This window comes from Pseudomonas sp., assembly GCF_037994325.1.
Classification (GTDB): Bacteria; Pseudomonadota; Gammaproteobacteria; order Pseudomonadales; family Pseudomonadaceae; genus Aquipseudomonas.
This window is the reverse complement of record NZ_JBBNAH010000254.1, coordinates 1-19584: the sequence shown is the minus strand read 5'-3', so window position 1 is coordinate 19584 and position 19584 is coordinate 1. Positions and strand designations below refer to the sequence as shown.

Sequence of the window (19584 nt, the reverse complement as noted above, 5' to 3'; positions counted from 1 at the left end):
ATTCAAGGATTTAGCGCCAAGACGCGGAATCTAAACATTCTTATTCGGGTTTAATTTCTGTTTAAATTCAAATACTTAGATTTGACAGCGGAAAATCAGCGGATCAGACTCTGCGGCTATTACCCCTTGTACGGAAGGTTCCCGACATGAAAGGCGACAAGAAAGTCATCCAGCACCTCAATAAAATCCTCGGCAACGAGCTGGTCGCCATCAACCAATATTTTCTGCATGCACGCATGTATGAAGACTGGGGCCTGAAAAAGCTGGGCGAACACGAGTACCACGAGTCCATTGACGAGATGAAACACGCGGACAAGCTGATCAAGCGCATCTTGTTCCTCGAAGGGCTACCCAACCTGCAAGACCTCGGCAAAATCCTGATCGGCGAGAACACCAAGGAAATGCTTGAGTGCGATCTGAAGATCGAGCACAAAGCGCATATCGATCTGAAAGAAGCCATCGCCTACTGCGAAAGCATTTCCGACTACGCCACCCGTGAACTGCTCGAAGACATCCTCAGCTCCGAGGAAGATCACATTGATTGGCTGGAAACCCAGCTCGGTCTGATCGACAAAGTTGGCCTGCAAAACTACCTGCAGTCGCAGATGGACGAGTAACTCGTCAGGCACAAAAAAGCCCCGCACTGGCGGGGCTTTTTATTGCGTCAGCTAATCAGGCGTCGGCTTTGGTGGCTGCGGCCTTGACCAGGCTTTGCAGTTCACCTTTTTCAAACATCTCGGCCATGATGTCGCTGCCGCCAACCAACTCACCACCGACCCACAATTGCGGGAAGGTTGGCCAGTTAGCGTACTTCGGCAGGTTGGCGCGGATTTCCGGGTTTTGCAGGATGTCGACATAAGCGAACTTCTCGCCGCATGCCATTACAACCTGAGCGGCCTTCGACGAAAAACCGCATTGCGGCGCGTTCGGCGAGCCTTTCATGTACAGCAAGATGGCGTTGTTCGCGATCTGCTCTTTGATAGTTTCGATGATATCCATGGGTACCTCAGCACTAAGGCCTATCTGACTGTCCAACTCGCCGACTCACGGGCCGACACGGTGGCGGGCATTGTATCGGAAAGCCGCGCGCTTGGCGCGACCCTCCTATCGTTGTATGCCAGGCGTCGTATGTCAGGCAAGTCTTAATGTTCAGGCCGCAGCCACCACCACCGGTACCCCGTTCAACGCCGCGTTGCCAGACAACACATCGAGTTGGCGCTCATCGGTCAGGTCGTTGGCACTGGCGCCCGGTTGCGCACTGGCAATCGCCATCTGCACCCCAGGTCGGCCGTGGCCCCAGCCATGGGGCAAGCTGACGACGCCCGGCATCATGTCGTCGCTGCCGGCGACTTCCACCTCGATCATGCCGACGCGCGAACGCACGCTTACCAACTGGCCATCGGTCAGCGCCCGGCTGGCCATGTCCTGCGGGTTCATCAGCAATTGATGGCGCGGTTTGCCTTTCACCAAGCGGTGATAGTTGTGCATCCAGGAGTTATTGCTGCGTACATGGCGACGCCCGATCAGCACCAGTTCGTCGGCCTTGGGTGTTGGCTGATCGGCAAAGCGTGCCAAGTCGTTAAGCAGTATTTGCGGCGCAGCCAGAACGGTTTTGCTCGCGGTCTTCAGGCGCTCCAGCAAGTTTGGTTTCAGCGCGCCCAAGTCGATGCCATGGGGATGCTCGCGCAGCTTGGCGACCGACAGTTTGTGCTCAGACTTATCGCCATACAGGCCAAAACGCAGGCCCATATCGATCATCTGTGCCGGCTCCACGGTCGGTTTCAACTCCGTGCCGTTCTTCGCGGCAAAGGCTTTAGCCAAGCCGACAAAGATCTCCCAGTCATGCAGAGCGCCTGCGGGTTTAGCTAAAACGGGCTCGTTGAAACGGGTGACGTTACGCACGGCGAACACATTAAACGTGGTGTCGTAGTGATCGTGTTCCAGCGGCGCAGTCGGCGGCAGGATCAGGTCGGCATATCGCGTGGTTTCGTTGATATAGAAGTCGATGCACAGCATAAACTCCAGACCATCCAGCGCCTGCTCCAATTGCCGGCCATTGGGGGTCGACAACACGGGGTTACCGGCCACTGTTACCAGTGCGCGGATCTGCCCTTCCCCTGGCGTCAGCATTTCCTCGGCCAACGCTGAAACCGGCAGCTCGCCGCCGTATTCCGGCAGACCAGAAACCCGGCTCTGCCAGCGATTGAAATGGCCACCGGAAGTGGTGGCGACCAAATCTACCGCAGGTTCGGTGCACAGCACGCCGCCGACGCGATCAAGGTTGCCAGTAATCAGATTGATCAACTGCACCACCCATTGGCACAAGGTGCCGAATACCTGGGTGGAGACGCCCATGCGGCCATAACACACAGCCTTGTCAGCCCCAGCAAAGTCACGGGCCAATTGGCGAATGGTGTCGGCTGGCACACCGCAGCGGGCGCTCATGGCCTCGGCCGTAAACGCTGCGACGGCATTGCGCACCTCCTCAATGCCTTCAATTGGCAAGTGGCTGGTGCGGGTCAGGCCTTCTTCAAACAGGGTGTTGAGCACGCCGAAGAGCAGCGCGGCGTCTTGCCCTGGGCGGACAAAAATATGCTGGTCGGCAATGGCCGCTGTCTCGCTACGGCGCGGGTCCACCACCACTACTTTGCCGCCACGCGCCTTGATGGCCTTCAGACGTTTCTCCACGTTTGGCACGGTCATGATGCTGCCGTTAGAGGCCAGCGGGTTGCCGCCAAGGATCAGCATAAAGTCGGTGTGGTCGATGTCGGGGATCGGAATCAGCAGGCCATGACCGTACATAAGGTGGCTGGTCAGGTGATGGGGCAATTGGTCGACAGACGTTGCCGAATAGCGGTTGCGCGTTTTCAGCTGGCCGAGAAAGTAATTGCTGTGGGTCATCAGCCCATAGTTATGCACACTGGGATTGCCTTGGTAGACCGCCACAGAATTCTGCCCGTGACGGGTCTGAATATCGGCCAGGCGATCGGCCACCAGTTTGAACGCCTCGTCCCACTCGATGGCCTGCCATTCACTGCCGACGCGGCGCATGGGTTGGCGAATGCGATCAGGGTCGTGCTGGATATCCTGCAACGCCACAGCCTTGGGGCAAATGTGACCGTTACTGAAGGTGTCCTGCGCATCACCCTTGATCGAGAGGATCTGCTGGCTGCCGTCTGGCTGGGTTTCGGTTTCGATGCTTAGGCCGCAAATGGCTTCGCAGAGGTGGCACGCACGGTGATGGAGGGTCTTGGTCATGGCCTAGCCTCATTTTTATTTAAGACGACGAATGAAGTCGGTAAGCGTCAACTATGCGGCCGCAGCACGCGCTTCGCCACCGGCGTAAGCCCCGTGAATTGGGGGTTATCAGGACAACCCATACTCTTACTAGGAAGGCGACTACAGCGCTGCGCAGCTGTTAACCACCGCGCTTTTCAGCAGATATATGCCATTTAATTCGATATCAGGGGCTTGGCTAGTCGCATTAATCAAACAAAGTGCGTATCTTTAGACCACTGTGCTGCATGTGTACCGCGAATCGCAACCTGGTGTTTAGATCTCGATCCAACCATCTACACGTATTCCGATAACTCTTTGCACTCAGTACTGGCTGGGCCTGTAGCCCGCCGCAATCCACTCTGTTCAAGGATCTACACCATGGCTAATCGCGAAACTGGTACCGTTAAATGGTTCAACGATGAAAAAGGCTTCGGCTTCATCACTCCAAGCAACGGCGGCGCTGACCTGTTCGTGCACTTCAAAGCTATCCAATCCGATGGCTTCAAAAGCTTGAAAGAAGGTCAGACCGTATCTTTCGTGGCCGCTAAAGGCCAGAAAGGCATGCAAGCTGAAGAAGTACAGGTAGTCTAAGACTCCCCGCGCTTCAAAAAGAACCCCGCTTCGGCGGGGTTTTTTTATGCCTGCAAAAGACGTTTTCGGCTTCCTGCATGACGCTCTCGGGTTTGCCAATCCGCTTGGCCGCAGTGTACAAAGACCGCCCCCAGGCACTGCCTGGCGCACTACACACCTGGCATGAGACATCTTGTATAAGCGTTGCCCGGCATCCTCGGTTGATCACGGATGACATGGCGCGACATTTCCTTATAAGATCGCGCCTCCCCATTTCGTCGCACCGTGCGGCCTCCAGCCGCTGGTAGAGTCTTTTTTTCTGCGAAAAGCAAAGGCTTACTCACCAGCGCAATCGTTGTACAAAAGGTAGTTAATGATGAGCGCAAGACACTTTCTCTCGCTAATGGACTGCACGCCCGAAGAGTTGCTGGGCCTGCTTCGCCGTGCTATCGAGCTGAAGAGCCTGCGCCAACGCGGCATCCTTTTTGAACCACTGAAAAATCGCGTGTTGGGCATGATTTTCGAAAAAGCCTCCACCCGCACCCGCCTGTCGTTTGAAGCCGGCATGATCCAGCTCGGTGGCCAGGCCATCTTTTTATCGCCACGTGACACCCAACTGGGCCGTGGCGAGCCGATTAGTGATGCTGCGATTGTGATGTCGCGCATGCTTGACGCGGTGATGATCCGCACCTTTGCCCACAGCACCCTGACCGAATTCGCCGCGCACTCGCGGGTGCCGGTTATCAACGGGCTATCGGACGATCTGCACCCCTGCCAATTGCTCGCCGATATGCAGACCTACCTGGAGCTGCGCGGCTCAATCCAAGGCAAGACCGTGGCCTGGATCGGCGATGGCAACAATATGTGCAACAGCTATATCGAAGCCGCCCAGCAATTCGACTTCCACCTGCGTGTCGCCTGCCCGCAAGGCTATGAGCCGAACGCGACGTTTGTGGCTCAGGCTGGCGATCGCGTAACCATCGTTCGCGACCCGCGCGAGGCCGTAGCGGGCGCGCATTTGGTCAGCACCGATGTGTGGACCTCCATGGGCCAGGAAGAAGAAACGGCCAAACGCCTGGCGCTGTTCAAGCCCTATCAGGTCACCCGTGCCCTGCTTGACCAAGCTGCCAGCGATGTGTTGTTCCTGCATTGCCTGCCCGCCCACCGCGGTGAAGAAATCAGCGAAGACTTGCTCGACGACCCGCGCTCTGGCGCCTGGGACCAAGCGGAAAACCGCCTGCACGCGCAGAAGGCGCTGTTGGAATTGCTGGTCGAGCCGGGCTACCGTCCGGCATGAGTGGCACCGTGCTGCTGACTCTGCGCGACCTCAGTTGCGGTTACCGCGACCATCCCGTGGTGCAGCAGCTGAATCTGCAGTTAAACGTTGGCGAAATCGGTTGCCTGCTCGGCCCCTCGGGCTGCGGCAAAACCACCACGCTGCGTGCCATCGCCGGTTTCGAGCCGGTGCTTAGCGGTGAGATCCAGCTGGCCGACACCCTACTCTCCCGCGCCGGTTTCACCTTGGCGGCAGAGAAACGTCGTATCGGCATGGTGTTTCAGGACTACGCGCTGTTTCCGCACCTCACCGTCGCAGACAACGTCGCCTTTGGCATTCGCCAGCAGGCCAATTGCGCACAGGTCAGCGCCGAGCTGTTGGAGTTGGTCAAGCTTTCCACCTTGAGCAAACGCTACCCCCACGAACTCTCCGGCGGTCAGCAGCAACGCGTGGCGCTGGCCCGTGCGTTGGCGCCGGAACCGCAATTGCTGCTACTGGATGAGCCCTTCTCCAACCTCGACAACGAGCTGCGCCGCCGCCTGAGTCATGAGGTGCGCGACATCCTCAAGGCTCGCGGCACCAGTGCCATTCTGGTTACCCACGACCAAGAAGAAGCCTTCGCCGTCAGCGATAAGGTCGGCGTTTTCAAGGAAGGTCATCTTGAACAGTGGGACACGCCCTACAACCTCTACCACCGGCCACAAACCAGCTTTGTCGCCAGCTTTATTGGCCAGGGCTATTTTATTCGCGGTGCGTTGCTAAGCCGCGAATCGGTGCAGACCGATTTGGGCGTAATGCGCTGTGAGCCGCGTGATTGGCCGAGTGGCAGCCCAGTGGAGGTGCTGCTGCGCCCCGATGGTATTGCCTTCGCCGAACAAGACGGGCAGCAGGCGTTAGTGGTCAGCAGCAGTTTCCTTGGCTCAAACACCCTGTATCGCCTGCGCTTGGCCACTGGCGGCCATGTCGAAGCGCTGTTTCCCAGCCATGTGCAGCATGCGCCGGGAGACTACGTCGGTGTACGTGTGGCCGCCGAACAGGTGGTGACCTTCGCCGCCCCCGGCAGCCAGCGCTAAATCACCACCACTTGGTCACGGCCCTGGTGTTTGGCCTGGTACAGCGCGCGATCGCCGCGCTGCATGGTGGTTTGCCAGGGTTCCGGGGTGAGATAGCGGCTGACGCCCACCGATATCGTTAAGCGCAGCTCCGGAAAGCCTTCCCACACCGTGGTCCGCAGGGTATGGCGCAAGCGCTCCATGGCATGCACGGCGCCGATTTCGTTGGTGTTGGAAAGCACCAGCAAAAACTCCTCGCCGCCCTGGCGCGCAACAAAATCCACATCACGCACCAGCCGCTGCAGAATTTTCGACAACTGGCACAGCACGCTATCGCCACCCGCATGGCCGTAGGCGTCGTTTACATGCTTGAAGAAATCCAGGTCGATCAGGCACAACACAAAATCGTAGGTGCCCCGATCGGCCAAAGCCTTTTGCTGGTCGAGTACTTCATTGGCAAAACGGCGGTTGTAGAGACCGGTCAGCTCATCGGTGATAGCCAACTGCTGAATGCGCTCCAAGGCCACGTGCAGATCGCGATTGCGCTCTTGCAGCACGTCGCGCAGGCGGCTCATCTCCAGGCCAAGGGTGGACACACCGGCAATCAGGACAAAAAACGCGGGCGCGCGAATCGCCTCGATATGCCAGTCAAACGCCACGCCTTTATGCATCAGCGCCGCCATCAGTGCGCCATAGCAAAACACGGTAAACAGGCCAATGCGCACAAAGCCGCGCAGGTCCAGGCGAAAGGCGCCGAACATCAGCACCACCAGCACCATCATCAGAAACAGCGCACGCAGGTTTTCGGCGAAGTACACGCTGACGAAAATCACGCCAATGGCCCAGGCCATCTGCGGCAAGGTCAGGCTGGGGTCGTGAAAACGCAGATTGAGGTTAAACCACGTCAGCGCGAGAAAAATCGCGCTGCTGCCTAGCACGGCAGAGGTCAATAGCAACATGCCGGCCACCGACAGCTGCATAAAGCCACTGGCAAAGGCCAGCCAGCACAGCAACAGGTAACCGAGGGAAGCGCTGCTTGCTAAGAAAATCCGGCGTACACGCAACAGTTGTTGGCGAGACGGCATCGGTTGGTCCTTCTCCGTAAGGATCGTGGGGCAAGTATAACCAGCCTGCTGCGCCCCGCCCGGTCGCTCAGCGGTACCGGTTCACAGATGCAGCCGGCCACTGGCCACCAACACCGCGTGACCGGCGATTTTTACCCGCTCGCCTTCCAGTCGGCAGAACAGCTCGCCGCCACGGGCCGAGCACTGAAAGGCGGTGAACTCCTGCTTACCCAGGCGCTCGGCCCAGTAGGGAATCAGGCTGCAATGGATGGAGCCGGTGACCGGGTCTTCATCAATACCGATGGCAGGGGCGAAGTAGCGGGAGACGAAATCGTGCTGCTGGCCCAGCGCGGTGACGATCATGCCCAACCATGGCAGCTTGGCCACGGCGGCAAAGTTCGGCTGGCAATCGCGCACCTGCTGCTCGCTTTCAACCACCACCAGCAACTCTTTGCCGGTATCCAGCACCTCAACCACCGGCACATTTAACGCGGCCTTGATCGCCTCGCTGGCGGTTATTGCCTGGCCCGGCAGACTGGGAAAATCCAGTACCAAACGGTCGCCGTCGCGGCTGACGCTGAGGGCGCCGGATTGGCAGATAAAGTCCAGCCGCGCACTGCTTTCCCCGTGCAGCTCAAACAAGGCAAAGGCGCTGGCCAGCGTGGCATGACCGCACAACGGCACTTCGCACGTTGGGGTAAACCAGCGGATATGCCAGACCGCGCCCTCCTTCAGCACAAACGCGGTTTCCGCCAAATTGTGCTCGGCGGCAATCGCTTGCATGCGCGCCTCAGGCAGCCAACTGTCCAGGCGATAAACAATCGCCGGGTTGCCGGCAAATGGCTGTTGGGTGAAGGCGTCGATCTGGTGGAATTCGAGGGACATGGGCGCGCTCCTTGGCAGTAAAGGCGCCCAACATACCGATATTGCAAGGCGTCGGCCTGGTACAGCCGACGCTTATTGCGGCGCTACAGCGCCGAACCTTCGCTACGCACGCGCTTCACCGCATCCAACCAGCCGGCGTAGAGCTTGCCGCGGTGCTCGTCGGCCATACGCGGGCCAAACAGGTGCTGGCGATGCCAATGCTTGGCGATGGCGTCGAGGTCGGGGTAGATGCCGGCCTGTAAGCCGGCCAGATAGGCCACGCCCAGCGCCGTGGTTTCGGTGACCTCAGGGCGCTCCACCGGCACGCCGAGAATATCGGCGAGGAACTGCATCACCCAGTTGTTCTCGACCATGCCGCCGTCCACCCGCAAGGCGCTGGGCGCGGCAGCGCCGTCCTGACGCATGGCTTCCAGCAGGTCGCGGGTTTGGTAGCAGACCGACTGCAGGCCGGCGGTAACGATCTCTTTGATGCCGGTATCGCGGGTCAGGCCAAAGATCGCGCCACGGGCTTTAGGGTCCCAATACGGCGCGCCCAGACCGGTAAACGCCGGCACCAGAAACACACCGCTGGCGTCACCGGTCTGCTCGGCCAGCGCTTCGGTGTCGCGGGCATGGCTGATCAGCTTGATGCCGTCGCGTAAACTTTTCACCGCCGCGGCGGCGTCAAAATTGCTGCCTTCCACGGCGTAGGTGACTTCACCTTTAAGGCGATAACCCACGGTAGTGAGCAGACGGTTTTGCGACACCACCGGGGTTTTGCCGGTGTTCTGGATCATAAAGCAGCCGGTGCCGTAGGTACTTTTCACCATGCCCGGCTCAAAACAGGCTTGGCCAACCAGCGCCGCCTGTTGGTCACCGGCCATGCCCAGCACCGGAATGCTCGAGCCAAACCAGTCAGCGTCGGTGGTGCCAAAGTCGGCGGCGCAGTCCAACACCTCGGGCAATACGCTGGCAGGAATCTCGAACAGCGCCAGCAGGTCGGCATCCCACTGCTGGGTGTGGATGTTGAACAGCATGGTCCGCGAGGCGTTGCTGGCGTCGGTCTTATGCGACTTGCCGCCAGTCAGGCGCCAGAGCAGAAAGCTGTCGACAGTGCCGAAACGCAGCTCGCCACGCTCAGCGCGCTCACGGGCACCGGGCACGTTATTTAGAATCCAGCGCAGTTTGGTGGCGGAGAAATACGGGTCGATCAGCAGGCCGGTTTTCGCTGCCACGGTGGTTTCGTGGCCAGCGTCTTTCATCTCGGCGCAATAATCGGCGGTGCGGCGGTCTTGCCAGACGATGGCCGGGTGAATCGGCGTGCCGGTGGCGGCGTCCCACACCAGGGTGGTTTCGCGCTGGTTGGTAATGCCAATGGCGGCTACTTCCGAGGCATGCAGGCCGCTTTGGCGCAATGCTTCGCGGCAGACTTTCAAGGTGCTGAGCCAGAGGTCTTCACCGTCGTGCTCCACCCAGCCGTCTTTGGGGAAGTACTGTTTGAATTCCTGTTGCGCACGAGCCACCGGCGAGCCCTGGGCGCTAAAGACAATGGCGCGGCTGCTGGTGGTGCCTTGATCGATGGCAAGAAGGTACTGAGACATCTGCGCTTCCTTGTTATTTTTCGTTATGACAACGCGACAGGCGAAGCTGTTGAATTACTCGCGGCCTACAGCGGCAAATTGGCCCTGACAGTGAGCGGCCAGCACCTCGGCGGCCAACTCCACTTCCAAGCCACGCCTGCCGGCACTCACATAAATACTTGGGTACTGCTTGGCCGACTCATCGATAAAAGTGCGCAGGCGCTTTTTCTGCCCCAGCGGGCTGATACCACCCAGTAAGTAGCCGGTGGAACGCTGCGCGGCGGCCGGGTCGGCCATATCGGTTTTCTTTACCCCGGCGGCATGGGCCAGGGCTTTTAAATCCAACGTGCCGGCGACCGGTACCACGGCGACCAACAACTCACCTTTCTCACTGGCGGCGAGCAACGTTTTGAACACCCGCGCCGGCTCCAGGCCCAATTTTTCTGCCGCTTCCAGACCATAGGAAGCGGCCTTGGGGTCATGGCTATAACTGAGCACCCGATGCTCGGCGCGGGCTTTTTTCAACAGGTCGATGGCTGGGGTCATGTTCGAATGTGAAAATTATCGGGCAAAGTTCGCGTACCTTAGAGGCAGACCTGGCAAAAGTCGAGCGCCACAGGCCATGCCAACGCCTGCGTGCATCGGCCTATAATGCCGGGCAAAACAAGGAAGCCCTTATGACCCTGGCGCCTCGGCAGCAAGACATCCTCGACCTCGCCCGCGAACGCGGTTACGTCAGCATCGACGAGCTGGCCCAAGCGTTTTCGGTGACCCCACAAACCATCCGCCGCGATATCAACCAACTGGCCGAACAAGGCCTGCTGCGCCGCACCCACGGTGGCGCTGCGAGCGAAGCCTCAAGCACGCAAAACACCGCCTACACCATGCGCGCCGGGCTGATGCGTGATGAGAAACAACGTATCGCCGAGGCCATCGCCGCCCAGGTGCCAGACCACGCATCGGTGTTTATCAATATCGGCACCACCACCGAAGCCATCGCCCGCGCCCTGCTCAACCACCGGGGTTTAAAGGTGATCACCAACAACCTGCACGTGGCCGCACAGCTCAGCGACAAGGCCGATTTTGAAGTGCTGGTGGCCGGCGGCACGGTGCGCAGTGACGGCGGCATTGTGGGTCAGACGGCGGTGGATTTTATCCAGCAGTTCAAAGTGGACTTCGCCCTGATGGGCATCAGCGGCATCGACGACGACGGCAGCCTGCTGGACTTCGATTACCAGGAAGTGCGTGTCTCGCAAGCCATTATCGGCAATGCCCGGCAAGTGCTGCTGGCCGCCGACTCGAGCAAGTTTGGCCGCAATGCGGTGGTGCGTTTGGGCTCGGTGAGTATGGTCAACCAGCTGTTCACCGATAGCGCCCCCTCACCCGCTCTGGCTCGCCTGCTGGCGCAGCACAAGGTTCAGCTCAAGCTGGTCTGAGCCGCTTTCACCGCATTTTTCAAGCAGACCGCTCGGCGCGTAATTTCACCCGCGGGCTGGCCAGTGGCAAAACATTCGGCTACCATTTTCGAATTCGAACATTTCAACGTTCACTTTCGACTATAGAGGCCTGCCATGCCTGCCCAGCACACCGCCACTGCTTCAGTTGCCGAAATCTATGACGTTGCCGTGGTTGGCGGCGGCATCAATGGTGTGGGGATTGCGGCCGATGCGGCCGGCCGAGGTTTGTCGGTGTTCCTTTGCGAAAAGGACGACCTGGCGCAACACACCTCCTCCGCCAGCAGCAAACTGATCCACGGTGGCCTGCGCTACCTCGAACATTACGAATTCCGCCTGGTGCGCGAGGCGTTAGCCGAACGTGAAGTGCTGCTGGCCAAGGCGCCCCATATCGTTAAACCCATGCGTTTTATCCTGCCGCACCGCCCGCACTTGCGTCCGGCGTGGATGATTCGCGCCGGCCTGTTTCTTTATGACCACCTGGGCAAACGGGAAAAACTGCCAGGCTCCCATGGCGTAAAATTTGGTGCTGGCAGCCCGCTAAAAGCGGAAATCAGCCGCGGCTTTGAATACTCCGATTGCTGGGTGGACGACGCCCGCCTGGTGGTGCTCAACGCCATGGCCGCCCGCGAAAACGGCGCACATATCCACACCCGTACCCGTTGTGTAAGTGCACGGCGCAGCAAAGGCTTGTGGCATATCCATTTGGAACGCGCCGACGGCAGCCTGTATTCGATTCGCGCCCATGCCTTGGTCAATGCGGCCGGCCCTTGGGTGGCGAAATTTATCCGCGACGACCTGCAACAGAAATCGCCCTACGGCATTCGCCTGATTCAGGGCAGCCATATCGTGGTGCCGCGCCTGTTCGATGGCGAAGAGTCGTACATTTTGCAGAACGAAGATCGCCGTATCGTCTTCGCCATTCCCTACCTGGAACGCTTCACCCTGATCGGCACCACCGACCGCGAATACACCGGCGACCCGGCGCAAGTGGCGATCAGCGCAGAAGAAACCCAATACCTGCTGGATGTGGTTAACGCCCACTTCAAAAAATCCATCAGCCAGTCGGACATCCTGCACACCTACTCTGGCGTACGGCCGCTGTGTGATGACGAATCGGACGATCCTTCCGCTGTCACCCGTGACTACACCTTGGCGCTCTCCGCCTCCCCTGGCGAAGCGCCGCTGCTGTCGGTGTTTGGCGGCAAGTTGACCACCTACCGCAAACTGGCCGAATCGGCGCTGGCACAGTTGGCGCCGTTCTTTAGCAAGATTCAGCCGAGCTGGACCGCCAGCGCGCCGCTGCCTGGTGGCGAGCAGATGAGCAGCCGTGCTGATTTGGTCGAGGCGCTGAGCAATCAATACGGCTGGTTACCGACCCAGATCGCCCGGCGCTTCGCCAGCACCTACGGTAGCCGCAGCTTCAACTTGCTCGACGGCGCCAATAGCCTGGAAGACCTCGGTGAACATCTAGGCGCCGGGCTGTATGCCCGCGAAGTGGAGTACTTGTGCCGTGAAGAATGGGCACGGGATGCGGCCGATATTCTCTGGCGCCGCAGCAAGCTTGGGCTGTTTATGACGTCTGGGCAGCAGGCGCGTTTGAGTACCTACCTTGAGGCGCAGCAAGGCGCCCATGCCGCATAACTGAATTCTGTGTGTGCTAAGCAAGACCTCTGCCCCGCTCTGCGGGGCTTTTTTTGCCTTTGTTTTCGTATGCAGTGCGCACCGATGGATCACCGATGGCTGGACGACTCTGGGCCCCCGCCTGCGCGGGGGCGACGGAGGTGTATGCAAAATACTCGTCGTACCCCCGAAGGCGGGGACCCAGAATATGCAGGCGTACGTGTATCGGCGCACAGCCCCCCCCCGAGGGATAACGACTCTGGACCCTGCATACGCGGGGGCGACGGAGGTGTATGCAAAATACTCGTCGTCCCCGCGCAGGCGGGGACCCAGAATATGTCGGCGTACGCTTATCGGCGCACAGCACACTCTTGTCGTTAAGCGGTGCTCTTCTTTTCAATACACCGCGATATGCGAATCCGCCCTTGGCTCTGTGCCACCACACAGCACGCCCGTTTCGGCATCACGCAAAATAATCTGCCCACGCCCATAGTCGGTTCGGTCACAGGCCACTTCGATCTGATGCCCGCGCCGCGCCAAGGCAAAGGCCAGGTCGCGCGACGCTTCCTGCTCAATACCCACCTTCATCTCCCCCAGCCATTGCCAGCGCGGCGCATCAAGCGCGGCTTGCGGGTTAAGGCCGAAGTCGACGAGGTTCATCACCATCTGTACATGCCCTTGCGGTTGCATATAGCCGCCCATTACCCCGAACGGGCCAAGAGCTTGGCCGTTGTGGGTGAGAAAGCCGGGAATGATGGTGTGAAAGGTCTGCTTGCCCGGAGCCAGGCAGTTGGCGTGAGTGGGGTCCAGGCTAAATTCCGAGCCACGGTTTTGCAGGGAAATGCCGCTGTCGGGCAGCACCACGCCGGAACCAAAGCCGTGGTAGCAACTCTGGATAAACGACACCATATTGCCCTCGGCATCGGCCGTGGCTAGGTACACCGTGCCGCTGGCATGGGGGTCGCCATGCAGTGGCGGCTGTGCCTGCTCGCTGATCTGCGCGCGACGTCGTTCGATATAACCGGGGCTAAGCAAGTGCTCCACCGCCACGCGCATCTGCTCGGGGTCGGTGATGTAGTGCAGGCCGTCGCTGTAGGCGAGTTTGATCGCCTCCAGTTGGCGGTGCCAGGTCTGCTGGCTGTCACGCTGGTCGAAGTTAAAACCTTCGAGAATTTTCAGCGCCATCAGGGCGATCAGGCCCTGGCCGCTAGGCGGAATTTCCCAGACGTCGACCCCCCGGTAATTGGCGCTAATGGGCGCCACCCATTTGGCCCGGTAATTCTGCAAGTCGCTGGCCCGCAGGTAGCCGCCAGTAGCTTGGGAATGGGCCGCCAAACGCGCGGCGATTGAACCTCGGTAAAAACTTTCGCACTCGGTTGCTGCCAGCTCGGCCAGCGTTTCGGCCTGGGCCGGGTTGCGGAACAGCTCGCCGGGTTGCGGTGCCCGCCCATCAATCAGAAAAGTGGAAAACCAGGCTTCCAACACTGGCTGACGCTGGGGCAGATACTCCTCCAACGCCGTCTGCCATTGATGGGCAACCACCGGCGACACCGGAAAACCCTCGCGAGCCAGCTCAATGGCCGGTTGCAGCAACTCAGCAAACGGCAGCCGGCCAAAGCGCTTGGACAGCTCCGCCCAGGCCGACGGACAACCCGGCACCGTCACTGGCGCCCAGCCATACACCGGCATGCTCGAATGCCCCGCCGCCTGCATCGCTTCAATGCTCAGCGCTTGTGGCGCATGGCCGCTGGCGTCCAGCCCATGCAGTTGATCCTTTACCCACACCAAGGCAAACGCATCGCCGCCAATGCCGCAGCCAGTGGGTTCCACCACCGTGAGCGCGGCAGCAGTGGCGATGGCGGCGTCAATCGCATTGCCGCCTTTACGCAGCATTTCAATACCGGCTTCGGCTGCCAAAGGCTGGGAAGCGGCGACCATGCCGCGACGAGCAAACACGCTCTGGCGCTGCGAGCCGTAGGGGTACTCGTGGGCAGAAAACTTCAACATGGGCAGAACTCGCAAAAGGTTAAAACAGGCGTGCGCTTATTTGCCGGACTTGATACGTGTCCACTCACGGGTAATCACCCGCTGAATCGCTGCCGGCAGGTCCGCCGAGACGAACAGCTTGGAGATCACCTCATCGCTGGGGTAGATGCCAGGGTTGTCGCGCACTTCGGGGCTGAGCAAGGCGGTGGCGTCTTTGTTGGGGTTGGCATAACCGACGTAGTCGCTGACCGGGGCAATCACTTCCGGGCGCAGCAGGTAGTTGATCAGCGCATGGGCGTTTTTGCCGTTGGTGGAGTCCTTGGGAATGGCGATCATGTCAAACCAGAGGTTGGCGCCTTCCTTAGGAATTACGTAGCGGATGTCGACGTTCTTGCCCGCATCTTTGGCTCGGCTTTGCGCTTGCATCACATCGCCCGAATAGCCGATAGCCACGCAAATATCGCCGTTGGCCAGGTCGGTGGTGTATTTCGACGAGCTGAAATAGGTCACTGACGGCCGCAGTTTTTGTAGCAGCGCCGAGGCCTTTTTGTAGTCCTCGGGGTTTGAGCTGTTGGGGTTCATGCCCATGTAGTGCATGGCCTGGGGAATGATCTTTACCGGCGCATCAAGCATGGCGACGCCGCAGCCTTTGAGCTTGGCCAGGTTGGCGGGGTCGAACACCAGCGCCCAGGAATCCACTGGCGCATTCTCGCCGAGTGCCGCGCGGACTTTTTCAACGTTGTAACCGATACCCAGGGTGCCCCACATATACGGCACGGCGTACTTGTTACCTGGGTCGGCTTCCTCCAAACGCGCCATCAAGCGTGGGTCGAGGTGCTTCCAGTTGCTGAGCAATTCACGTTGCAGCGGCTGGTAAGCGCCGGCGCGAATCTGCTTGGGCAGAAACTGGCTGGAGGGCACCACCAAGTCATAGCCGGAGTGCCCGGACAGCAGCTTGGCCTCAAGCATTTCGTTGGTATCAAACACGTCGTACTGCACCGCTACGCCGCTGTCTTTTTCGAAATTCTTCAAGGTGTCCGGGCCGATATAGTCGGACCAGTTATAGAAGCGAATCGGCGCTTCGGCGGCCTGCACAGCGGGCACGGCCAGGCTAAGGGTAAAAGCGGCTAGCAGGATGCGGCGGTTGAACATGGTGAGACTCCGGTAGCGATTAGGGGCTGGCAGTGCTCAAGCAGACAACGACGGATCAGACGCCCGTTTCGAGAAAACGCACCAATTCAGGAACGGTGCCTTCGATATGTTCACGCAACACGCTTTCGGCCAAACGCGCGTCGCCGCTGCGGATGGCGTCGAGGATCACGCTGTGTTCTTCGCGGGCGCTCATGGGCTTTTCCGCATGCTGTAGCCACAAGCGCATATGCGGCTCGATCACCGAATACAGCGCAGTAATCTGGCGCATCAGGCGCGGGCGTTCGCTCAGGCTGCAGAGGTATTCGTGAAATACGCGATGACGGCTGACCCACTCGGCGCTTTCGTCACGGCACTCGTCCATTTCATCCAGCAGACGCTCGAGCCGCTTAACGTGGCGTTCGGTCATCTTCGGCACCGCCACGCGCAAGGCCAGGCCTTCGAGCGCGCTGCGCATTTCGAAGACCTCATGCATTTCGTCGATATTCAGGCCGCTGACAATGGCGCCGCGATTGGGCCGCAAGGTCACCAAGCCTTCCGCCGCCAAATGACGAAACGCCTCGCGCACCGGCATACGGCTCATACCAATTTCGCTGGCGATTTCCTCGGCAATCAGGCGGTCGCCAGTGCGGTATTTACCTTTGCAGATGGCGTCGAGCAGATAGCTATAAGCCTCCTCTTCGGCGGTCATGGGCTTGCGGTCGGCGTAGGTGGGCACCAAGTGCATCTAAACAGTCTCTTTGGCTTTTTGGATCCAATTATCCATAGATGCAAAAAAGCAAGATCTGGGCCAGGGCCGATAATTTATCTATCTATCTGTTTTTAAAGGTAATTTCCGAATAAGCGAAGGTTCTTGAATGGGGGTATTTGCTACATCGCTTTGCATGGGGTGCTACTGAGGTGCACAAGTAAGCCCTCTCCCCAGCCCTCTCCCGCAAGCGGGAGAGGGAGCCGACCGCGTAAAACGCGCTATTGATGAACAGCAGGCGAAGCGCGATCAAGTTCCCCTCTCCCGCTTGCGGGAGAGGGGCTAGGGGTGAGGGTCGGAGCGCACGCGAACTCAACAAGCACATACAAAAAAACGCCCAGCAAACCGGGGAAAGTTTGCCAGGCAATTACACCCAGGAGCACGGGCGTGAAGGGAGGAGCATCAATCAACTAAGCGTTACGCCACCTGCGCCAATTGCGCTTTGGCCTGGTTCAACCCCTTTTCCATAAATTCACCGCCCAGGTTCAGCCCTTCGGCGTGAATAAACTGCACGTCATGGATGCCGACAAACCCCAGCGCCTGGCGCAGGTAGGGTTCCTGATGGTCGGAGCTGCTGCCAGCGTAGATACCGCCACGAGAAGTCAGTACATAGGCGCGTTTGCCGGTGAGCAGGCCTTGCGGGCCGGTGTCGGTGTATTTAAAGGTGACGCCGGCGCGCAGCACATGGTCGAGCCAGGACTTCAGCGTGCTAGGAATGGTGAAGTTGTACATAGGCGCTGCCAGCACCAGTACATCGGCGGCCAGCAGTTCATTAGTCAGGGTGTTGGAGCGAGCCAGCGCGGCTTTTTCCGCGTCGGTCTGTTGCTCAGCCGGGGTCATCCAGCCGCCGAGCAAGTCCATGTCCAGATGTGGCACTTGCTCGACGGCAAGGTCGCGCACGGTGACAGTGTCGCTAGGGTGAGCGGCATGCCACTGGGCGATAAATTGCGCGGTCAGTTCGCGGGATACCGAACCTAGAGTGCGGGCGCTGCTTTCGATGACCAAAACCTGAGACATGGGCTGAACTCCATCTGCGTTGTGCGTTGATGGAGCAAGACTACGGCCACAGATATTGATTAAAAAGCGGAAAAACCCGCTACAAACCATCTATTAATTTGATTTATCCCTAACCAATCTCTAGGCTTCGGGCTTATACCGGCTTGCACGTCACCTTGATGCGCATTTTGATCACCTGCGCCGTAAAGCGCCCGGTCAGCAGTGCGTCTTTACCGGGTTGCAAGGTGACCTTACGGCTGCGCGGCGCTTCCGGCCCGTTGCGGAACACCGCTGTGCATTCAGCCGCTTTCTGGCCGTAGTTATAGAGCTGCACGGCGCCCATGTTGAAGTCGACCTCTTGGGTCGATGTTGATACTTCGGCGCCGTTCATGGTCTTTTCCAGTTCGATGGGAAACGCCAGGGCGCTCAGGGAGAAGGCACTTAAGGGCAGTGCAAGCAAGGCAGCAGAGACGATCTTATTCATTATTGGCTCTCCAACGGGGGCCCCAGCTTAGGACAAGAGGATGCGAGGATGAAAGCGCCCCGGGTAACCCTGGATCAATGGCGGACGCTGCAAGCGGTGGTCGACCATGGTGGTTTTGCCCAGGCGGCCGAAGCCTTGCACCGTTCGCAGTCGTCGGTGAGTTACACCGTGGCGCGCATGCAAGAGCAACTCGGCGTGCCGCTGCTGCGCATCGACGGCCGTAAAGCCGTGCTCACCGAGGCCGGCGATGTACTGCTGCGCCGTTCGCGGCAACTGGTGAAAAACGCCAGTCAACTGGAAGACCTCGCCCACCATATGGAGCAAGGCTGGGAAGCCGAAGTGCGCCTGGTGGTGGATGCCGCCTACCCCACTGCTCGCCTGGTGCGCGCCCTTACTGCGTTTATGCCGCAGAGCCGTGGCTGCCGCGTGCGCTTGCGTGAAGAGGTATTGTCCGGCGTTGAGGAGGTGCTTAAGGAAGGCGTCGCCGACCTGGCCATCAGCGGTTTTAATATTCCCGGCTTTCTCGGCTCGGAAATGACCGCAGTGGAATTTGTCGCCGTCGCCCACCCTGAACATGCCCTGCACCGCCTTCACCGCGAGATCAATTTTCAGGACTTGGAATCGCAGATGCAGGTGGTTATTCGCGACTCTGGCCGCCAGCAACCACGCGATGTTGGCTGGCTAGGTGCCGAGCAGCGCTGGACGGTCGCCAGTATGGCCACCGCCGTCACCTTTGTTGCCAGCGGCCTGGGCTTTGCCTGGCTGCCGCGCCATTTAATCGAACGCGAGCTGTGCGAAGGCGTACTTAAAGAACTGCCGCTGGACCGCGGCGGCAGCCGTAACCCGACATTCTTTCTGTACTCGAACAAAGACAAACCCTTAGGCCCGGCGACGCAGATTCTGATCGAGCTAATCCGCAACTTCGACTCGGCACCGCTGGATGCACCGTTCGCCGCACCAGCGATGCACAGCTAAGCACCCACCGCCACATTGCCAGGAGGCCCCATGCCGTATTTCGATAACGACGAATGCCAGCTGCACTTTGAAGAATACGGCAGCGGCCAACCGCTGATCCTGGTGCATGGCCTGGGCTCCAGCACCCTGGATTGGGAATACCAGGTGCCGCAGCTAAGCAAGCATTACCGGGTCATCAGCCTGGATGTGCGCGGCCATGGCCGCTCCGATAAACCGCGAGAGAAATACAGCATTCAAGGGTTTGCCGAAGACGTCGTGGCGCTGATTGAGCACCTGAAATTGCCGCCAGTGCACCTGGTCGGCATTTCCATGGGCGGCATGATCGGCTTTCAGCTCGGTGTGGATCACCCGCACGTACTAAAAAGCCTGACCATCGTAAACAGCAGTCCGGAAGTAAAGGTAAAGCAGCCCAAAGACCTGCTGATGGTGGCCCAACGCTGGACCCTGTCGCGCCTGCTGAGCCTGGAAACTATCGGTAAGGGGC

At 59.4% G+C, this 19584-nt stretch carries 19 protein-coding genes; 8 read left to right on the top strand and 11 right to left on the bottom strand.

Going from position 1 to position 19584, the window contains the following annotated elements; translation table 11 throughout:
* Nucleotides 1-146 precede the first annotated feature (146 nt).
* Nucleotides 147-617: a bacterioferritin gene (bfr, locus tag AAAB16_RS08630; RefSeq protein ID WP_340662963.1), complete on the top strand. Its 471-nt coding sequence runs from the start codon at nt 147-149 to the stop codon at nt 615-617.
* A 55-nt stretch (nt 618-672) separates the two neighbouring features.
* Here bfr and grxD read toward each other — a convergent pair whose 3' ends face one another.
* Together grxD and AAAB16_RS08620 are read right to left on the bottom strand one after the other, a co-directional pair.
* Nucleotides 673-999: a Grx4 family monothiol glutaredoxin gene (gene grxD, locus AAAB16_RS08625; RefSeq protein ID WP_110614975.1), complete on the bottom strand. Its 327-nt coding sequence runs from the start codon at nt 997-999 to the stop codon at nt 673-675.
* A 150-nt stretch (nt 1000-1149) separates the two neighbouring features.
* Nucleotides 1150-3258, bottom strand: coding sequence for a molybdopterin oxidoreductase family protein (locus AAAB16_RS08620; RefSeq protein WP_340662962.1), 2109 nt, complete (start codon nt 3256-3258; stop codon nt 1150-1152).
* Nucleotides 3259-3657: 399 nt separating this feature from the next.
* On the opposite strand from AAAB16_RS08620, the gene AAAB16_RS08615 reads away from it, so the two are divergent.
* The 3 genes from AAAB16_RS08615 (at nt 3658) to AAAB16_RS08605 (ending at nt 6198) form a co-directional block, all read left to right on the top strand.
* Nucleotides 3658-3870 (top strand): cold-shock protein, encoded by a 213-nt coding sequence (locus tag AAAB16_RS08615; RefSeq protein WP_108097521.1) that lies wholly within the window; start codon nt 3658-3660, stop codon nt 3868-3870.
* A gap of 355 nt (nt 3871-4225) precedes the next feature.
* A complete protein-coding gene (gene argF, locus AAAB16_RS08610; protein ID WP_340662961.1) occupies nt 4226-5146 on the top strand; it encodes an ornithine carbamoyltransferase in 921 nt (306 codons plus the stop codon).
* Nucleotides 5143-6198, top strand: a complete 1056-nt coding sequence (locus tag AAAB16_RS08605; protein ID WP_340662960.1) for an ABC transporter ATP-binding protein — start codon at nt 5143-5145, stop codon at nt 6196-6198. Before argF ends, AAAB16_RS08605 begins: the two co-directional genes overlap by 4 nt.
* Here the strand turns inward: AAAB16_RS08605 and AAAB16_RS08600 are convergent.
* The 4 genes from AAAB16_RS08600 to ybaK all read right to left on the bottom strand — a co-directional run bounded on the left by AAAB16_RS08600 (nt 6195) and on the right by ybaK (nt 10231).
* Complete coding sequence (locus tag AAAB16_RS08600) at nt 6195-7262, bottom strand: GGDEF domain-containing protein (protein ID WP_340662959.1); 1068 nt, start codon at nt 7260-7262, stop codon at nt 6195-6197. The two genes, AAAB16_RS08605 and AAAB16_RS08600, sit on opposite strands and share 4 nt — an antisense overlap.
* Nucleotides 7263-7343: 81 nt before the next feature.
* Nucleotides 7344-8126 carry a PhzF family phenazine biosynthesis protein gene (locus AAAB16_RS08595; protein WP_340662958.1) on the bottom strand — a complete coding sequence of 261 codons (783 nt, stop codon included), beginning with the start codon at nt 8124-8126 and terminating at the stop codon, nt 7344-7346.
* An 83-nt stretch (nt 8127-8209) separates the two neighbouring features.
* Nucleotides 8210-9706: a glycerol kinase GlpK gene (glpK, locus tag AAAB16_RS08590; RefSeq protein ID WP_340662957.1), complete on the bottom strand. Its 1497-nt coding sequence runs from the start codon at nt 9704-9706 to the stop codon at nt 8210-8212.
* Between the two features lie 54 nt (nt 9707-9760).
* Entirely contained in the window at nt 9761-10231 is a 471-nt protein-coding gene (ybaK, locus tag AAAB16_RS08585; protein WP_340662956.1) for a Cys-tRNA(Pro) deacylase, read from the bottom strand.
* A gap of 131 nt (nt 10232-10362) precedes the next feature.
* Here ybaK and AAAB16_RS08580 point away from each other — a divergent pair, with 131 nt between their 5' ends.
* Entirely contained in the window at nt 10363-11121 is a 759-nt protein-coding gene (locus AAAB16_RS08580; protein WP_110614983.1) for a DeoR family transcriptional regulator, read from the top strand.
* A gap of 135 nt (nt 11122-11256) precedes the next feature.
* Nucleotides 11257-12783, top strand: coding sequence for a glycerol-3-phosphate dehydrogenase (gene glpD, locus AAAB16_RS08575; protein WP_340662955.1), 1527 nt, complete (start codon nt 11257-11259; stop codon nt 12781-12783).
* A 375-nt stretch (nt 12784-13158) separates the two neighbouring features.
* Here the strand turns inward: glpD and AAAB16_RS08570 are convergent, their stop codons facing one another.
* The 5 genes from AAAB16_RS08570 to AAAB16_RS08550 all read right to left on the bottom strand — a co-directional run bounded on the left by AAAB16_RS08570 (nt 13159) and on the right by AAAB16_RS08550 (nt 18125).
* Nucleotides 13159-14769: a gamma-glutamyltransferase family protein gene (locus AAAB16_RS08570; protein ID WP_340662954.1), complete on the bottom strand. Its 1611-nt coding sequence runs from the start codon at nt 14767-14769 to the stop codon at nt 13159-13161.
* Between the two features lie 36 nt (nt 14770-14805).
* Complete coding sequence (locus AAAB16_RS08565; protein WP_340662953.1) at nt 14806-15900, bottom strand: polyamine ABC transporter substrate-binding protein; 1095 nt, start codon at nt 15898-15900, stop codon at nt 14806-14808.
* Nucleotides 15901-15955: 55 nt separating this feature from the next.
* The gene (locus AAAB16_RS08560) at nt 15956-16624 is read right to left on the bottom strand and encodes a GntR family transcriptional regulator (RefSeq protein ID WP_340662952.1); all 669 of its coding nucleotides are present in this window, start codon (nt 16622-16624) and stop codon (nt 15956-15958) included.
* Nucleotides 16625-17062: 438 nt separating this feature from the next.
* On the bottom strand, nt 17063-17662 hold the full coding sequence (locus AAAB16_RS08555; protein ID WP_340662951.1) for an FMN-dependent NADH-azoreductase: 600 nt from the start codon (nt 17660-17662) through the stop codon (nt 17063-17065).
* A gap of 133 nt (nt 17663-17795) precedes the next feature.
* Nucleotides 17796-18125 (bottom strand): 3-phosphoglycerate kinase, encoded by a 330-nt coding sequence (locus AAAB16_RS08550; RefSeq protein ID WP_340662950.1) that lies wholly within the window; start codon nt 18123-18125, stop codon nt 17796-17798.
* 48 nt (nt 18126-18173) lie between these two features.
* Here AAAB16_RS08550 and AAAB16_RS08545 point away from each other — a divergent pair, with 48 nt between their 5' ends.
* Together AAAB16_RS08545 and AAAB16_RS08540 are read left to right on the top strand one after the other, a co-directional pair.
* Entirely contained in the window at nt 18174-19100 is a 927-nt protein-coding gene (locus AAAB16_RS08545; RefSeq protein ID WP_340662949.1) for a LysR family transcriptional regulator, read from the top strand.
* Between the two features lie 30 nt (nt 19101-19130).
* The coding region (locus AAAB16_RS08540) for an alpha/beta hydrolase (protein ID WP_340662948.1) at nt 19131-19584 on the top strand (454 nt) is incomplete at its 3' end.

Bases quoted from the DNA above. Each gene is read 5' to 3' on its own strand.
- AAAB16_RS08605 (WP_340662960.1), top strand. From the start codon at position 5,143: ATGAGTGGCACCGTGCTGCTGACTCTGCGCGACCTCAGTTGCGGTTAC.
- AAAB16_RS08560 (WP_340662952.1), bottom strand. From the start codon at position 16,624: ATGCACTTGGTGCCCACCTACGCCGACCGCAAGCCCATGACCGCCGAA.
- AAAB16_RS08570 (WP_340662954.1), bottom strand. From the start codon at position 14,769: ATGTTGAAGTTTTCTGCCCACGAGTACCCCTACGGCTCGCAGCGCCAG.
- AAAB16_RS08555 (WP_340662951.1), bottom strand. From the start codon at position 17,662: ATGTCTCAGGTTTTGGTCATCGAAAGCAGCGCCCGCACTCTAGGTTCG.
- glpD (WP_340662955.1), top strand. From the start codon at position 11,257: ATGCCTGCCCAGCACACCGCCACTGCTTCAGTTGCCGAAATCTATGAC.
- argF (WP_340662961.1), top strand. From the start codon at position 4,226: ATGAGCGCAAGACACTTTCTCTCGCTAATGGACTGCACGCCCGAAGAG.
- AAAB16_RS08580 (WP_110614983.1), top strand. From the start codon at position 10,363: ATGACCCTGGCGCCTCGGCAGCAAGACATCCTCGACCTCGCCCGCGAA.
- AAAB16_RS08545 (WP_340662949.1), top strand. From the start codon at position 18,174: ATGAAAGCGCCCCGGGTAACCCTGGATCAATGGCGGACGCTGCAAGCG.
- grxD (WP_110614975.1), bottom strand. From the start codon at position 999: ATGGATATCATCGAAACTATCAAAGAGCAGATCGCGAACAACGCCATC.
- AAAB16_RS08615 (WP_108097521.1), top strand. From the start codon at position 3,658: ATGGCTAATCGCGAAACTGGTACCGTTAAATGGTTCAACGATGAAAAA.
- AAAB16_RS08595 (WP_340662958.1), bottom strand. From the start codon at position 8,126: ATGTCCCTCGAATTCCACCAGATCGACGCCTTCACCCAACAGCCATTT.
- AAAB16_RS08620 (WP_340662962.1), bottom strand. From the start codon at position 3,258: ATGACCAAGACCCTCCATCACCGTGCGTGCCACCTCTGCGAAGCCATT.
- bfr (WP_340662963.1), top strand. From the start codon at position 147: ATGAAAGGCGACAAGAAAGTCATCCAGCACCTCAATAAAATCCTCGGC.
- AAAB16_RS08600 (WP_340662959.1), bottom strand. From the start codon at position 7,262: ATGCCGTCTCGCCAACAACTGTTGCGTGTACGCCGGATTTTCTTAGCA.
- glpK (WP_340662957.1), bottom strand. From the start codon at position 9,706: ATGTCTCAGTACCTTCTTGCCATCGATCAAGGCACCACCAGCAGCCGC.
- AAAB16_RS08565 (WP_340662953.1), bottom strand. From the start codon at position 15,900: ATGTTCAACCGCCGCATCCTGCTAGCCGCTTTTACCCTTAGCCTGGCC.
- ybaK (WP_340662956.1), bottom strand. From the start codon at position 10,231: ATGACCCCAGCCATCGACCTGTTGAAAAAAGCCCGCGCCGAGCATCGG.
- AAAB16_RS08550 (WP_340662950.1), bottom strand. From the start codon at position 18,125: ATGAATAAGATCGTCTCTGCTGCCTTGCTTGCACTGCCCTTAAGTGCC.